13 protein-coding genes are annotated in these 14894 nt (G+C 40.7%); 7 read left to right on the plus strand and 6 right to left on the minus strand.

What is annotated here, in order from left to right; genetic code table 11:
• Window positions 1-118: 118 nt before the first annotated feature.
• Window positions 119-1288, minus strand: coding sequence for an MFS transporter (locus E0D70_RS09155; RefSeq protein ID WP_133011973.1), 1170 nt, complete (start codon window positions 1286-1288; stop codon window positions 119-121).
• A gap of 398 nt (window positions 1289-1686) precedes the next feature.
• Between E0D70_RS09155 and E0D70_RS09160 the strand changes: the two genes are divergently transcribed.
• Both E0D70_RS09160 and E0D70_RS09165 read left to right on the plus strand, forming a co-directional pair.
• Window positions 1687-2901 carry a phosphoribosyltransferase family protein gene (locus E0D70_RS09160; protein ID WP_133011974.1) on the plus strand — a complete coding sequence of 405 codons (1215 nt, stop codon included), beginning with the start codon at window positions 1687-1689 and terminating at the stop codon, window positions 2899-2901.
• Between the two features lie 60 nt (window positions 2902-2961).
• On the plus strand, window positions 2962-3417 hold the full coding sequence (locus E0D70_RS09165; protein ID WP_133011975.1) for a MarR family winged helix-turn-helix transcriptional regulator: 456 nt from the start codon (window positions 2962-2964) through the stop codon (window positions 3415-3417).
• An 80-nt stretch (window positions 3418-3497) separates the two neighbouring features.
• Here E0D70_RS09165 and E0D70_RS09170 read toward each other — a convergent pair whose 3' ends face one another.
• Window positions 3498-4280, minus strand: a complete 783-nt coding sequence (locus E0D70_RS09170) for an alpha/beta fold hydrolase (protein WP_207923238.1) — start codon at window positions 4278-4280, stop codon at window positions 3498-3500.
• A 475-nt stretch (window positions 4281-4755) separates the two neighbouring features.
• Complete coding sequence (locus tag E0D70_RS09175) at window positions 4756-5340, minus strand: hypothetical protein (RefSeq protein ID WP_133011976.1); 585 nt, start codon at window positions 5338-5340, stop codon at window positions 4756-4758.
• A gap of 413 nt (window positions 5341-5753) precedes the next feature.
• Here E0D70_RS09175 and E0D70_RS09180 point away from each other — a divergent pair, with 413 nt between their 5' ends.
• Both E0D70_RS09180 and E0D70_RS09185 read left to right on the plus strand, forming a co-directional pair.
• Window positions 5754-6932, plus strand: a complete 1179-nt coding sequence (locus tag E0D70_RS09180) for an MFS transporter (RefSeq protein WP_133011977.1) — start codon at window positions 5754-5756, stop codon at window positions 6930-6932.
• A 51-nt stretch (window positions 6933-6983) separates the two neighbouring features.
• Window positions 6984-7949: an alpha/beta hydrolase gene (locus E0D70_RS09185; protein ID WP_133011978.1), complete on the plus strand. Its 966-nt coding sequence runs from the start codon at window positions 6984-6986 to the stop codon at window positions 7947-7949.
• Here E0D70_RS09185 and gss read toward each other — a convergent pair.
• Window positions 7946-9862, minus strand: coding sequence for a bifunctional glutathionylspermidine amidase/synthase (gss, locus tag E0D70_RS09190; protein WP_133011979.1), 1917 nt, complete (start codon window positions 9860-9862; stop codon window positions 7946-7948). The genes E0D70_RS09185 and gss overlap by 4 nt on opposite strands.
• Before the next feature lie 300 nt (window positions 9863-10162).
• On the opposite strand from gss, the gene E0D70_RS09195 reads away from it, so the two are divergent.
• Window positions 10163-11272, plus strand: coding sequence for a TQO small subunit DoxD (locus E0D70_RS09195; protein ID WP_133011980.1), 1110 nt, complete (start codon window positions 10163-10165; stop codon window positions 11270-11272).
• 84 nt (window positions 11273-11356) lie between these two features.
• On the opposite strand, the gene E0D70_RS09200 is transcribed toward E0D70_RS09195, so the two are convergent.
• A complete protein-coding gene (locus E0D70_RS09200) occupies window positions 11357-11974 on the minus strand; it encodes a hypothetical protein (RefSeq protein ID WP_133011981.1) in 618 nt (205 codons plus the stop codon).
• A 53-nt stretch (window positions 11975-12027) separates the two neighbouring features.
• A complete protein-coding gene (locus E0D70_RS09205) occupies window positions 12028-12420 on the minus strand; it encodes an SH3 domain-containing protein (protein ID WP_133011982.1) in 393 nt (130 codons plus the stop codon).
• 773 nt (window positions 12421-13193) lie between these two features.
• Here E0D70_RS09205 and E0D70_RS09210 point away from each other — a divergent pair.
• Window positions 13194-13553 carry a cupin domain-containing protein gene (locus E0D70_RS09210; protein ID WP_133011983.1) on the plus strand — a complete coding sequence of 120 codons (360 nt, stop codon included), beginning with the start codon at window positions 13194-13196 and terminating at the stop codon, window positions 13551-13553.
• The gene (locus E0D70_RS09215; protein ID WP_133011984.1) at window positions 13540-14838 is read left to right on the plus strand and encodes an MFS transporter; all 1299 of its coding nucleotides are present in this window, start codon (window positions 13540-13542) and stop codon (window positions 14836-14838) included. The genes E0D70_RS09210 and E0D70_RS09215 overlap by 14 nt, the downstream gene beginning before the upstream one ends.
• The last annotated feature ends 56 nt before the right edge of the window (window positions 14839-14894 follow it).

Consider the following 14894-nt stretch of genomic DNA (forward strand, 5'->3'; position numbering starts at 1 on the left):
GCTGTTTCATACCCTGTTTGGCGATAAACCTTGGCTTAGCTTCAACTTTACGTAACTGGCAAATAGACAGGCTATTTGCCAGTTACGTGTCTTCATCCACTCTATTTATCACACTGCTTTACGTTACCCTAGGCACGATTCGATACGCTCTCAAACGTTCTGTGGTAAACAAGATAACTGCACCTAGAAGCAGTAAAATAATGGGGAAAGAGGCAAAACTAACCAAATTGGCGACCACGCCTAACAAAGGAGGAACCGCCATAATCCCCATGTACGCCACCGCCATTGATAAGCTAATAATGGCTTGCGATGCCGCTGAACCAAAGCGCTTAGGCGTCATATGTATAGTATTTGGATAAATAGGGGCACAGCCCAAACCAATGAAAATCAAGCCGAGCTTCGCCCACATTGCTGATAAGGGCAACACCAGCATGATGCAGCCCAATAAGATCCCAATCCCCCCCAAGCGAACCAAGGTTTCTTCTGGCATTTTTTCCGTTATCGCACCACACACAAACCGCCCTAAAGTAATGCCCATGTAATACATGGCCACCCAAAATGCCGCGTCGCCCGCAGAGATACTTCGTTGCGTGGTTAAAAAGCTAGCAGCCCACAATCCAGTACCGGATTCTATTGCGCAATAACAAAAAAACATCATCAATTGGAGCGGCACGCCGTTCATTTTTAGCACCGCTATATTACCCACAAAAGGCGCGCTCTCGTCGGCTTCACTCGCAGCGTTGAAAAGCATTTTTTTCCACAAGGGTAAGGCGCTAAACAGCACAATAACCAAAGCAAATTGCGTTATTGCAATGACTTCATAGCCATCTCGCCAGCCATTTTGAAAGGTTAAATAGTGCGCCATAATTAGTGGCCCAGTCATCGCCCCCACGCCCCAAAACGAATGCAAGTAGTTCATATGTTTTGCTTTAAAATGCATCGCGACAAAATTATTTAACGCCGCATCCACCGCCCCAGCACCGATCCCCAACGGCATAGCCAGCAGCACTAGAACCCAAGAGCGCTCAGCAAAGCTAAAGCCCAATAATGCAACAGCCGTCAGTAACACGCTGATCGCGACGAGTTTTCCAACGCCAACGAAATGAATCATTCGCGTCACCAGCAAGCTCGATATTACCGTGCCAGTGCTGATAACCAATGCAACAACACCCGCAAATTCGGGGGACGAATTGAGCGCTTTGCCCATCACAGGCCACGAAGCACCCAATACAGCGTCTGGTAATCCCAGACTAATAAACGCCAAATAAATCACACACAGCAACAACATAAAGGCTCAACTCAATTCTATTTTTTAGAACGATACCGTCTAACCTCTGTTATTTATAGGTATCTACGCTCTAAAAACAGAATAATTCTACCAACATCCATTTTGTTTTTTTGTGAACGCCAATACCTTGCACAAATTAACCAATCCTAAAGAGGAAGACTGACCCGTACTCAATGCGTTTTTTTGACAGCAAAGTAATTTAGACAAACTATCAAAAAGTAAAATAATGAGTATTCAACTTAAAAATTGAGATGGTTAAAGACTTTTTTACAGATAAGTATCTATTTTATTCTCACCTCGATACTAAAATGTCATTTATCCTTCATAAGCTCTATCGAAATAAACCTACAAGTATTAAAATTGCCGTGAATCCCCTCTTCCCTAGTTAAGGATCTTTCATGACGTTGTCTACCGGTCAGCCCGCTAACGTTGTTGTTGTTAGTAACTCTTCCGATAATCCTTTCGCTATTGATATTGCTTACGCAATGGGTCAATACGATGACATTGCTGATTTAATTAGCATGAAACAATTCATGAACTCTGAGTTTTGCCCGCGATTTATTTCCGACGAAGCAGATTTCGAAAATATTGGCCGTAAACTGAAAGACAAGTCTGTCATTATAGTTAGTACTGGCAGCCATGTGAAAACTCGCCAAGAACTGGCTATGTCTAATTTCATTATCGCCAGAGCCGCTAAAGAAAATGGCGCAGCCCGTGTCATCTTAGTGGAACCTGATCTTTTCTACAGTGCACAAGATCGTGGTCCTCACAAAAGCTTAGGCGAAACCAGTTTTGATCGTGATGTAAAAGACATTAAGAAGTTTGATGGCCAACCTTTTACCGCCAAACTTTACGCACAAATGCTCAAATTGTCTGGCGTCGATACCGTCATGACGATCCATAATCACTCTGATTCAGTTCAAAAAATCTTCAACGAAGTATTTGAAGGCGATTTTCATAATCTAATTCCTTATGAAATTTACGCACATTACTTATTGAACTCAGACATTTTGCACTATGGCAAAGACGGCGAAGGTTTAGTGCTATGTGCGCCAGACAAAGGTGCTCGCGATTTTGTTAAAGAAATGTACAACACGCTTGGTTTGAGTAAAGCAAAATTCATCATGCTCGACAAAGAGCGCACTGATGAACGCAAAGTAGAAATAACACTGCACAAAGAAAGTGAGCACACCTTTGATGGACTAGATGGCGCCAGCATTATCTTGTTTGATGACATGGTTCGCACTGGCTCTACTGTCGTTAAATCTTGTCAGTTTTTACAACAAATTAATCCACAACGTATGGTATTCGCTGTTTCGCATTTTTATGCCAGCGATGAAGGCCGTGAGCGCATGGCGCATCCTGCGTTAGGTGAAATTCTAACGCTAAATACGCTACCCACTATTTTGAACCGTGACGAGCAAGGTCGTTTGCGCAAAAAAATGGTCGTGCTAAAAGTGGAAAAATGGCTCGCACAAGAGTTGTGCAGTATTCTTGACTTACCTCAAGCGCCAGAAGCAAACCCCTATAAAATAGATATGTCGTCTAAAAACCCTCGTTTCAAACGCAAAATTTGGTTCAGTGAAGAACTGACTGAACTAAAACCAAAATAGATCAGTTTTACCACTCTGCTACCTTCCCTTCGCAGAGTGGTTATTACTTAAGGTTTTTTTATGGATTCGTACGTCACAGATAAAGAAGGTCTCCTCAAGCTTGAAGATCAGCTTTGTTTTGCTCTGTACTCAGCCTCAAGGGCCATTACGAAGCAATACAAAGTCTTATTGAAAGAAATAGGCGTCACCTACCCTCAATATCTAGCGCTTATGGTGTTATGGCAAAAGGATGGCATTTTGATTCAAGAACTTGCCAGTGCTCTTGAGCTAGAATCTGCGACGACAACCCCATTGGTACAAAGGCTAGAAAAACTTGAGTTAGTTAAGAGACAAAGAAGCGCGGAAGATGAAAGGCGTGTTCATATTTTTTTAACCGACAAAGGACGTCAACAGCATCAAAAAGCATTAGAGATTCCTCATGCACTAGGCTGCGCAACAGGCTTAAATGAAGAGAGAGCCACTCTGTTGATTAATGAAATGAAAAGCATTAAAAGCTTTATCGATGGATCAAGATAACCTGTCTGTTGAAAGCAAAAAAAGGTAAAAACGAACCTGTCGTTTTTACCTTTTTTTATGCGTTTATTATTGCTTGTACGCTATTTAATGTGAGCAGCGCTTAAGATAACATCTGCCACTTCTCGCGGTTTTACGAGCATAGAAACATGGCTTGTTGGTAGTTCAACCGTAGTCGCCTGTATCTTTTTAGCCTGTCCTCGTAGCACATCAGGTGCAATCATCTGATCGTTACTTGATACGATAAACCAACTTGGTTTGGTTTCCCACGCAGCTTTTGTAATACGCTGATCTAGCGTTCTTTTATGTAACTTACCTTGACCAATGGCAATCAGGCGAGCTTCTTCCACTGGTAAATCAGATGCAAAGTAATTGATTACAGTCTCTTCTGATAACTCTAAAAATCCTTCTTTATCTACTTGAGGATGAGAAAAGCCAGGTACCGTAGGTATTTTTTGAACTGCATGTGCTTCATGTAAAATATCGTGCAAGTTTTGCGCGGTAGAAGGCGCAAATGCAGAAACATAAACCAGCGATTGTACTTTCTCATCTACGCCCGCTTCTGTAATAACAACGCCTCCCCAAGAGTGCCCGACTAAAACAACAGGCCCTTCTGCTTGTGCAATAGCGCGTTTAGTAAAAGCAACATCATCATCCAATGAAGTCAAAGGATTCTGTACAGAAATAACCTGCAAACCTTCTGCTCGTAATAATGGAATCACTTTATTCCATGAAGATCCATCAGCAAACGCACCATGTACCAACACAACGGTTTTCGCTTTTTGCATTTCTGCTAATGCTTGAGGAGAAGAAAATGCTAGGACAATAGCAAATAGACTAGTTAATAACATGAAGGGGGTTTTCATCTTGGGTGCTCTGGTTAGTTGATTGAAACCAGATATTAGTTTGCACACTAATTATTAGCAAGCTATTTAATTTTGTTAATTTATTTAACTCTTGTTTAATCTCCTTAAAAAGGTTTGTTTTTTGTTCAAAAAACACTATGCGGAAGCTAAAAAAAGATCTTCAATAGGAAAAGGAGAAAGCAAAGGTTTAAAGAAAATAATCCTTTATAAACAAAAAGTTGAATATTTATAGAAGTCGCTTTGAATGTTTTTTAAGATTGGGGGATAACAACGTAGAATGCAGGATAAAGATCAGAAAATTCTTGACGTAACATCAGAGCTTTATATCGGTTCAACATACTCTAAAATGTAACCAAACAGTTTAAAATAAAAAATAGCAGACAAAAAACGTGCAATAAAATAATACTCAATGCTAGCTTCCAACAGCATAAGATCAATTTATTACACGTTTTAAGAAAAATCAGCGTAGGTAGCGTTAAGAGCGAAAAGTCAGCAGCAGAATATCCTTTACCTTGCGATTAATATCGATATTTGCCGTATCAAAATCTTCTTTTGTCACCTTATACAAAAGTGGCTGAATGGCTCGCAATTTCTTAATCGCCTGTGGGTCTTCTGTTAACAACACTGCCACATAGGAAAAAGCATCATAATAAGTAGGCGCATTTTTACGCAACGCATTTAGGTATGAATCAACAGACTCTTCACCAAACACTTGCTTGATCGCCATGATAGCGCCATAAACCACAGTACCTTCGCACAATGATGTACTTTTATGACCTTTTTCGCTCGCTGGAAATAAGCCTCGTACCATTTCTTGGATCACATCCGCCAACAACATTACGTCATTGGTAAAGCTGCGCACAGGCATCTGGATCTTGTATTGGTATGGTGCTTTATCATTCTCAAACAAGGCCATAGGCTTTGCTGAGTCTGCGTTCATTTCAAAACCAACAAACTCCGCTTCTGGTGCTGCCTCGCCAAATAAAAACTCAACCGCTGGCAACCAAGCGGTTCTTAATTTTTCTAGTTTATTAACCTGTACAGATTGAGCGTCGGACACAACCTTTTCCTTCTAAATACTTTCAATAATGTCAGCACGCGACTTAGTTCGCCAGCACGCTTTAGGTAGCCGAAACCTTAACACACTGAAGAAATTTGAGCAGTGAAAAATCCACAACTAATAAGGATCAAACTCATCAATAGCCTTGATACAAATCACATTGATAGCAACTGTCAATAACGGCCACTTTCATTTACATATAGAGCATCGGGACTCACTCCCTATTGATTATTTTGAAATAAAAAACGTTAATAGGAATTCATATCAAGCAAATATAATTGACTTTGACAACATTAAGGCATAATTAAATAACACTCTAATAAGTACAAAAATTAACCAGCCTAGCTAGTGTTTTTTCTCATTAGCTTCTTAGAGACCATAAATCTCTATTGCAATTCAACAAGGTCATTCACATGAAAAAGTATTTAATCGAGGGAATCTTATTCCTTACTTACGTGCTGTTTGCATTTGCATGGGCAGGCTCAAGCATGATGAGCCCAGAAATCATGAAAACGTTTGATACTGGAGGCCTAACAATGATTGCAATGGCGACCAACATGATTGCTATTGCTAAAATTGTGGGCAATATTTTCGCCGCTTGGTTTCTTGTAAAACTAGGGCCTAAAAACGTATTTACGATGGCTTCTATTTTAGTCATTCTTGGCGGTATGGGGGCGTTTGCCTCCAGCTACAATCTGTACTTACTTTCTCGCTTAATACTTGGTTTTGGTGGCGCATTGGTCTTAGTTGTTACCGCACCAATCGTAATGAACACTTTTAAAGAGCCCAAAAGCCGTATGGTTGCAAATGCGTTAAACGCAGATGCATTTAATACTGGGAATTTAATCGCCGTTTTAGGTGTTGGCGCACTTATGACTCTCGCGGGTAGTTGGCAAACCACTATGCTAACAATGGCTGGTTTAAGTGCGATAGCAATGCTTGTATGGTTATTTGTTGGCACCAATTTCGACATAACAAAAAAAGACGATGGTACATCTGCTCGTGGCTATACGATGAAAGAAGGCCTTAAAGAAAAGTTTAATTGGACAATCGCAATCGGCTATTCTGGCCTCCTTTTCTGCTACATATCAGTATTTACTCTATTTCCTAATATTCCAGGTTTTGCTATTGAATCTAAATACCTCAGCTCTATCATGATTGCGGGTGGAATGATTGGAACCACGGTTGGCGTATTTGTCGTCCCAAAATTTATCCCTCAGCGTGTTAAAGCTTTACGTTGGTTTGGCCTAGGTATTACTGTTTTTGCTGCAATAGCGGTAACAACCAGTATTCCTAGTTTAGCGATGGCGGCTGGATTAATGTGTGGCGTGTGCATGTTCTCACCAATGAGTTCTTTGCTTACCATGATGCAAGAACAATCGGACACTTTCCCTGCTCGAGTAGCCATCGCTGCTGGTATTTTTTGGTCTGCAGCCTATGTGCTTGAAATGATCTATATGACGATAGCAACCAGTATTGCAGATTCAATGAACAATTCATTAGTCGCTGCATTTATCGCCGTGGGTATGTCGAGTACTATTTTCTTATCTAGCTTCTTCCTAAAAGAAACTAACAACAAGCAAACTAATTAAAGCAAAGGATAGCCCCAGGTATTGTTGGGTTTTCATTTGGAGTGATTCATTATGCGTAGAGTAAGTCCAAAATTACAATCTTGGCTCAATAATTTAAACAATATCACCATACCTACTCTGCTTGAAAATGGCTTTAAGCCAACGCCTATCAACGCCAGAGAGGGATTAGCCAACTTAACTAAAGCTTTTATCACTGATGTTCAAAATGTCGCTCGCATCACAGATGATATAGTAAAAAATGATGAGTATGACGTACCAATACGAATCTATAACCCTGTTCCGGAGCACCCCCTACCCATTCTTATTTTTTGTCATGGTGGTGGTCATATGTCAGGGTCAGTCACCGTTTATGACCCTATTTGTCGAAAGCTCGCCAATGCCACCCAGCACATTGTTGTATCAATAGAATATAGACTGGCTCCAGAATGCCGTTACCCAGCAGGCATAAACGACGCCTATGCCGTCACTAAAAATATTTATGACACCTTAGACAATGCTGGTATTCAATACATTTCAACATTATCTCTAATCGGCGATTCTGGCGGCGGCGCAATGGTAGCAACCGTGGCGGCCAAAGCACAATTTGATGACCTAGTGTCTATTAACAAGCAAATTCTGATCTACCCTAGTCTAGATTACACTATGTCTTGCCCATCAATAGAGCAGAATGCGGAAGGCTATTTACTACAAAAAGATAAGATCGCTTGGTATTTTGATCACTATTTTCATAAAGTGGATAATCGTAAAAAAGCCTCCCCCTTACACTGTAACTTTACCTGTAACTTACCTAACACCTTAGTATTTACTGCCGAATTCTGTCCACTTAGAGACGAAGGAATGCAATATGTCCAAAAGGTGTTAGACAACGGAGGGTATGCCGAACACATTCATTTTAGTGACATGATCCATACTTTTCTCAATATGGAAAATCTCGTTCCTGAAGAATGCAATTCAGTTTATCGCTCAATAACAACATTTTTGCATCAAAGTGATTATCAAAAAACAACAGCGAACTAAGAATTGTCGTTGGGCTCGCCCCCTAATAAATTATTATATTCCACGACTCGCAGCGGCATTAAGTCGCTGTCTTTGGTGATCACTAACGACGGATCCACACGAATACAACTGCCGGCAAAATGTCCACCTACGGAAAAAGTACAGATCTGTGATTTATACCCTTCAATGTCTGGTAGCTTCCAAAGCGCTTGATATATTTGATCTTGGTGCGAAAACCGCCCTTCAGTTTCTTCCATTAAGGTTTCACTGCCATCATATAGGCTGATGTTAAATCCACATCGACCAGCGATTGGTTTACTTACATAACCTGTTTCTTGTAGTTCTTCGGTGAGTTCGAACGAAGAATTCAACAAGTAAGGATGGTTAGGAAACAAACTCCACAGCACGGGTAAAATGGCTTTATTACTGGGGATTAAAGTCCAAAGTGGTTCATACACCATCACCCCTTCGCGCAATAACACATCCACCAAACGCGGAGCGACACTGCGAGGAACATCCGTTTTGTACTCACGTAAACGTTGCTCATCATCGTCGCATTCAGAACGAATCTGATCCAATGCGGTTTCCCACGCCCACGTTTTCCATACCCAACGAATCTTGTTTCCCTCAGGGTCAACCACATCACCATCAGTGTCCCAGGTTAAACCCGCCACTCCTTTAATTACTTTACAAACGATGCCAGCTCGCTCTATCGCTTTTTTCATAAACAACGCATGATAATTCTCTTCCAAATCAGTGTCTTGCATAATATGAAGCACACTGTCCACGTCGCTGTGTTGCCACGCATCAATCAAATTTTCTACTAATGCCGTCGCCGAGCTTTTACCATCATGACAGCCATAATGCTTGGCCCATTTATCTTGAACCAAACCAGCTTCCATATAACAAGACGCCGAATCACAATTGTATTCGTACACCTTAATACCGCGCGCCGACATACTAAAATCAAAGCGCCCAGTGATCATTTGATTCCGACGATTATCCCAAGATTGATGAATCTTCGGCCACAAGGCCTGTGGAATATTAAAATTTGCCAACAGCTCATCGTTTTGCAACACATGATTCGTTGCGTGCATAAACAACGCATGCAGCTCATTCGTTGCCCGTTTCAGCTCCCGCTCTGCTGTTTCCGACATCACCATATAGCGATAATCGTCTTCTGGACAACTGGCTAACTTATGCCCGCCCATCATATCGACAAATGCCTCTTCATCTGGGTTCGCTACGTTTAACCAAGCTCTAGACGCTTGCCCTTTATTCAGAACATGCCGTAATGTCAAATCAAAGAGCGCAGGGTCGTCTGGTTCAATTCGTTCGGCATACGTATCGTCATCGGTTTGAATAACCCAACCTAAAATAGACGCATCACCATAAGAGCAACGAAGCCAATAGCCACCATCATCACTAATTCGCGCAGGCAATTCTCGAGAATAATTCTGACCTTTAGGCCATATCTGATGACCCACATTCTGCTCTACCAAGCGCAGTTTATCTGGGTATACTTCAGTAACAATCGCCACATGCCCAGTGACTTCAAACTCTCCACCCTCGCTCCAAATCAATAACGCCCCTACTTCAGGATGACGTAAAGAACCATTACGAAACGACTTCAACGGCAAACGACTTCCATCGGCTAAAACACGCACAGACGTTAAACGAAAAATATCATACGCCATCGCCACATCATCAAAAATGTAACCGCGATTCAGATACCACCAACGCCGTACGAATTCTACGCATTGCCACTTATGCCCCATGTATACGCCATCAACATAATGACGATACGCATTTCGATTGGGCAATTCCGTTTCGTCGGCAGAATCATAATCTGAAGAATAGACAGGGACATTGCCTGGCGCCATTCCTAATAAAGTGCCAAATTTAGCCACCGAACCCGTTGAATCAAAAGTCATATTCGTCCTTAGATCAGAACAAGTAACAGCACAGAACGTGCCGAATAAAGAGAAGAAAAAAACACATAAAAACAACACTTGATCTATGCAATATAGATCAAGTGTTCAGTATCAACAACCGCTAATTCAAAGAGTTTAATTAGGTGATTTATAGATCAAAAATGACATTCAATATAAACGCAACATTAATTGACTTATTCAACAAAAATCAGAGAAATGCAAAGATATAGCATAAATTATTATTCTCATTTATGAACCTCATTATTCTTGATAACGATCAATATAAATAGTTCTAAGGTTATGTCTAATACGTCTAAATCAACTCACTTTGAAGGCTTCGGTATGGAATATGTAGATCAGAAAAAAACCGATGGAAACCTATTACTATCCCCTGCATTTTGGCAAATGGCAGGATTAATGGCCCTAGCAGTACGCCTAATCACTGGTTGGATTTATTGGGGTGGCGCTAGCCGTCGACTTATCTACGCACCGTTGAAACTCGATCCAACATCCCATGCTTATCTAGCAAATAAATTAGTACACGCAGCACCTGGAATGGCCTTTGACCTGTCCGGTGTTATGTACTGGTTATTGGCTCATGGCACGCTATTGTACGTTTCTATTATCTTTTTCACCTTAGTTGAACTTGTTGTCGGTGTCGGCTTAATCATTGGTTTTGCAACACGCCTTATGTCGCTTATCAGCATTGGATTGGCCTGTACCTTAATGGTCATTTTCGGTTGGATGGGAACCACCTGCTTAGACGAATGGACAATGGCCGCCTTTGGGTTTGCAACCGCATCAGTCACTTTAATTACTGGCGGCGGAAAGTACTCCGTCGATCAGTTATTTCAAAGCAAATTTGAGAAAAACAACATGAATTGGGCACGCTGGTTAACCAGTGGTCCGTTACCATTATCCATGCCTCAATTAGTAAAATTTTCGGTCATCATGGGCGGCTTATCCATCCTCTTTACCGTCGCTTTTTATGGCTACAACTTTGGCGCACTCGTTACCCCATTAGGCAAACGAATCGACAACGCAAATCATTACGTCGCGCTTTCTCAAGCTAAAATAGATGGCAATAAGATAGACGTAAACAGCTACATCAATGCGGGTCCAGACACTCAAGGGGCTTACATTACTCAAGTTACTGTGATGCAAAACAACCAAGCCATAGCGACCTACCCTGCGACGTCATTAAAAGACCCTACCGCCGTCACTATTAACAACCAATTTGCTCCTTGGTCTACCTGTAAAGCCATGCCATATGCAGTCCGCTGCCAGCTAGGTTCAAAAGCAACATGGTCATTCACACTACCTAAAGACAGCAGTCTAAACGCTGCTCAACCTATTACCTTGCAGTTTAGTAACGTAGAAGGAAAAATCTTTAAAACCACAATTAAGTAATCGCGCTATACAACGAAAATTAGACAATAAAAAGACCTTGTAGAATAATGTCTACAAGGTCTTTTTTGTCCGATTAAATAGCGACTATTCCCAACCGCTTTTAGTGGCAGTCATGTGCGCAGAAACATTAAAAGTAGAGTGATCGAAGAAGATTTTAAAGTTGACGCGCTTACTCATAGGATCAACCTGGTGGCCATTAATAAACAGGTCTCCTTTCTCACAGTAAGTTATATTGAAAGGCAGGCTTGGCACCTCTGACCCAGTAGAACCACTATTCGTTAACATTAATCGCGAAACGCCACCTAGAGATATAGTCACAGGAGCGATGTATGGATTTTCATACGTTAAATCATCGTCATCAGCAACATTGATATCACTTAGATCAACACTCGCAAAAGCATCATGCGTTTTTGTGGTTTCACGCACCTTCATTCTCTCTAATAAAGCCATTTTCATCGCAATCAGTTTATAAATATTCGCCGCGAGCTTCTTCTTATCAGCGTCTCTCTTTCCTTTCGTGAACGCCATGTAAGAGATATCTGATGGCAAAATAGTCTGACAAGTTCGTTGATGAATTTCCGCAATCAGAGTCGCTTCAATCCTTGTTAACTCTGAGGTTTTACGCTGAAGTAAATCTTCAGCCTGAACCGAAGAAGACATCATACAAATTAGCGCAAAAGAGACCGCGGTTTTAGAAAACATGATTAGTCCTTTATATCAAATAACGCAGTAAAAAGCGTTTTACACTGCTCTATTTAAAAATTCACACAACTACGAAAAGTACCTACATTATTTGGGCTAAAAGAACACAAAAGCCCACCCCATTGATAACCCACTACACCCGTTTGAGTACGAATTTTGAACCAGTGATAACCATTTCTAAACTCCTTTACACGCTCTAAAATCTCTAACTTATCGCCTGCTTTTAAAGATAATAACCGAGGAGAATCTATCGTCGCAGCACTACGCACCACACCACCATAAGACAATCCTTTCGCATTCACTTCTTGGCGCTGGCTATTTTCTGATTCAGCCAATTTAGTTTGTAATTGCTCAACCTTGCCTTGTAGCGCTTTTACTTCTTGAGTGTTCGTCGTACAACCACTAAGAATGACAACAAAAATACTTAACCAATATTTATACTTCATAATTTACCCTTCTCCTAATAGCTAAGCTTAATCTGATCCATAAAATATTTGATAATGCCTTCAACGTTCTTAGTCACCTAAATTCATTTAGACGCTTTCGTTCTTACTTGATGGCGGCCAAAAACAGCTTAATTTACAAATGATTCATAAACGATAAATTTATTGGCATTCGACTTATCGGGCGAAACTGAGAATACTAACTCCCTTCCTATTTTAACATCAGTCTACTGTGCGCAACCGGCTCATCTTTTACCGGCTCAATACCTGAATCAGCAACCATGATAAAACCTAATAACGAAACTATAGATGTAGATAAACTCTTCTTTTTCTCAGCTCTTTTGAGTTGTACTCTAGGTTTTTTAGCCCCCCAATAATACCTTGGTTAAGTAATAGAAAACACCTCATCACTTACTGAAATAACTCACTGAGAAATAGCTCCGTAAAAGTAGAAAACAGCATAAGATCACAGGTCTCATCTGACCAAAATTGACTTTCATTTTTAATACACAATTGATACTGAAATCGAACAGTTATTCTTTATTTGTATTACAAATTAACTGGCGATTTATTATGATTTCTATTAATATCCTATATATTAGGGTGTTTATAAATGATTTAAAAAACATTGGTAATACAAAACAATCAACATAAATCATATTGTGATTGATATTTACTATATTATTAGTGCCATATTGTGGCTATTTATACGATGAAATTAATCCAGAAAACATCATTAATATAGGCTGACATTACATAACAATAAGAGGTCAAAAATGAATCAAAGCGACGTTTTTTCATATGCAAATACAACAGAAATCGAAGACATAGGAGGTGGGCTTAAACGCCAAATTCTAGGCTATAATGATGAATTAATGATGGTGAAAATTTGGTTTGATAAAGGTGCCATTGGTTACAATCACGCTCACCGACATTCTCAAATCACCTATATAGTAGAAGGTGAATTTTACTTTAATATAGATGGTGTCACCAAGGTTTTAAGCGCTGGCGATAGCTGCTTAATACCACCTCATGCAGACCATGGTGCAACCTGCCCAATGGGCGGAATTTTAATCGATACATTTAGTCCTCCACGTGAAGATTTCTTGAGAGGAAATAACAATGAAAATCATTAACTTACGTTGGTGGGTTGTCACCTTAATCGCCTTAGCTACTATAATAAATTATATTGACCGTTCAGCGATCTCGGTACTCTGGCCAGATATTGTAAAAGACTTATTTCCTAACCAGAGTACATTTGAGGGTAAGCAAATATACGCAACCATCTCCATGGTTTTCATCTTATCTTATGCTTTTGGTCAGGCCATATTTGGTAAAATTTTTGACTGGATAGGAACGCGATTTGGTTTCTTACTGTCTATTGGCGTTTGGTCACTAGCCACTGCCGCTCACGCATTTGCCCAAGGCATTCTTAGTTTTAGCCTTGTTCGCTCAATATTAGGGGTTGCAGAAGCTGGTAACTGGCCCGGCGCAGCTAAAAGTAACGCTGACTGGTTCCCTACTAAAGAGCGCGCTTTAGCCCAAGGTATTTTCAATTCGGGAGCTGCCATTGGAGGTATTATCGCCACTCCGTTAGTCGCATACATGACTGTTTATTTTAATTGGCAAATGGTTTTTGTGACAATAGGCTTACTCGGTTTATTGTGGCTTGTTCCATGGATGATATTAGTCAAAGCCCCTCCTAAATCCCATCCTTGGATTACTGACAAGGAGCGTGCATATATTTTATCAGGTCAAAAAAACACTGATGAAAACGACTCACCTAACGAAGAAGAATACAACCCGACAACAAGCGAACTCCTCTCTCGTAAAGAGAGCTGGGGAGTAATCATTGCCTCAACTGTGGTTGAGCCCATCTGGTGGTTGTTTGTCTTCTGGATTCCCATTTATCTTAATCAAGTATATGGTATGGATGTTAAATCCATTGGTATTTACGGTTGGGTACCTTATGTGGGGGCGATGTTTGGCGCTTGGTTTGGCGGCCTTCTTGCACAAAATCGTTTAAAAGCTGGCTGGAGTATAGACAAAACACGCAAAATAATAATTACTCTAGGGTGTTTAATTATGCTACCCGCGCTATTAGCAATGGCAAAACCTGGTGGGCCGACTACGGCAGTGATCATTATGGCGGTTATTTTATTTGGCTTCCAAACCGTTATTAGTAACCTTCAAACTCTTCCAAGTGACCTTTATGGTAAAAAGTCAGTAGGTACACTATCAGGATACTCCGGCATGGCGGCTAAACTTGGTGCACTCGGGCTTACCGCACTTGTCCCGATGCTAACCGCTGGCGGGAACTACACCCCTGCATTCCTTATCGGTGCGGCTTTAGCTATTATCGCAATCGTTGCTGTTTGGGTTCTTATTCCAAAAATTGAACAATTAAAACCGTTGAAGTAAATACATAAATAACACAAGAGAATGTTGTTGTGTGCTGAGTCTATTTTAAGGACCAT

Source organism: Marinomonas flavescens, from assembly GCF_004352835.1.
Taxonomy (GTDB): Bacteria; Pseudomonadota; Gammaproteobacteria; order Pseudomonadales; family Marinomonadaceae; genus Marinomonas; species Marinomonas flavescens.

What these genes read in the sequence shown, in the direction of transcription:
- E0D70_RS09180 (WP_133011977.1), top strand. Translation starts at nt 5,754, where the DNA reads ATGAAAAAGTATTTAATCGAGGGAATCTTATTCCTTACTTACGTGCTG.
- E0D70_RS09200 (WP_133011981.1), bottom strand. Translation starts at nt 11,974, where the DNA reads ATGTTTTCTAAAACCGCGGTCTCTTTTGCGCTAATTTGTATGATGTCT.
- E0D70_RS09215 (WP_133011984.1), top strand. Translation starts at nt 13,540, where the DNA reads ATGAAAATCATTAACTTACGTTGGTGGGTTGTCACCTTAATCGCCTTA.
- E0D70_RS09185 (WP_133011978.1), top strand. Translation starts at nt 6,984, where the DNA reads ATGCGTAGAGTAAGTCCAAAATTACAATCTTGGCTCAATAATTTAAAC.
- E0D70_RS09205 (WP_133011982.1), bottom strand. Translation starts at nt 12,420, where the DNA reads ATGAAGTATAAATATTGGTTAAGTATTTTTGTTGTCATTCTTAGTGGT.
- E0D70_RS09160 (WP_133011974.1), top strand. Translation starts at nt 1,687, where the DNA reads ATGACGTTGTCTACCGGTCAGCCCGCTAACGTTGTTGTTGTTAGTAAC.
- E0D70_RS09155 (WP_133011973.1), bottom strand. Translation starts at nt 1,288, where the DNA reads ATGTTGTTGCTGTGTGTGATTTATTTGGCGTTTATTAGTCTGGGATTA.
- E0D70_RS09195 (WP_133011980.1), top strand. Translation starts at nt 10,163, where the DNA reads ATGTCTAATACGTCTAAATCAACTCACTTTGAAGGCTTCGGTATGGAA.
- E0D70_RS09170 (WP_207923238.1), bottom strand. Translation starts at nt 4,280, where the DNA reads ATGAAAACCCCCTTCATGTTATTAACTAGTCTATTTGCTATTGTCCTA.
- E0D70_RS09165 (WP_133011975.1), top strand. Translation starts at nt 2,962, where the DNA reads ATGGATTCGTACGTCACAGATAAAGAAGGTCTCCTCAAGCTTGAAGAT.
- E0D70_RS09210 (WP_133011983.1), top strand. Translation starts at nt 13,194, where the DNA reads ATGAATCAAAGCGACGTTTTTTCATATGCAAATACAACAGAAATCGAA.
- gss (WP_133011979.1), bottom strand. Translation starts at nt 9,862, where the DNA reads ATGACTTTTGATTCAACGGGTTCGGTGGCTAAATTTGGCACTTTATTA.